Consider the following 582-nt stretch of genomic DNA (forward strand, 5'->3'; position numbering starts at 1 on the left):
TAGCCGTAATGGCTACCGTGATCGCCTTTGGCAAACCCGCGCCGGCGACGTTGACCTGAAGATCCCGAAGCTGCGCCAAGGCAGCTACTTTCCTGGCTTCCTCGAACCCCGACGTACCGCCGAGAAGGCCATGGCGGCGGTGATCCAGGAAGCCTACATCCAAGGCGTTTCAACGCGTTCGGTGGACGAGCTGGTCAAGGCCATGGGCATGACCGGTATCTCCAAAAGCCAGGTTTCACGGCTAGCGGGTGAGATCGATGAGCGCGTTCACGCTTTCCTTGATCGCCCGCTTGAAGGCGACTGGCCCTATCTCTGGATCGATGCCACCTACGTCAAGGTGCGGGAGGCCGGGCGCATCGTCTCGGTCGCCGTAATAATCGCCGTGGCCGTGAACACCGACGGTGGCCGCGAAGTCCTGGGCATGCGGGTTGGGCCGTCAGAGGCTGAGCCGTTCTGGACAGACTTCCTGCGCAGCCTCATGCGACGTGGCTTGCGGGGCGTGAAGCTTGTCATCTCCGACGCCCACGAAGGGCTCAAGGCGGCTGTTTCCAAGGTATTCAACGCGACCTGGCAGCGCTGCCG

Annotated in this window: 1 protein-coding gene; it reads left to right on the top strand. The window is 62.5% G+C overall.

Features of this window, described 5'->3' with window-relative positions:
• On the top strand, window positions 1-582 hold a 582-nt coding region (locus BLX42_RS23915), incomplete at both ends, for an IS256 family transposase (protein ID WP_256672094.1).

The sequence above is a fragment of the Pseudomonas sp. SG-MS2 genome (genome assembly GCF_009933855.1).
GTDB classification, from domain to species: Bacteria; Pseudomonadota; Gammaproteobacteria; order Pseudomonadales; family Pseudomonadaceae; genus Aquipseudomonas; species Aquipseudomonas putida_E.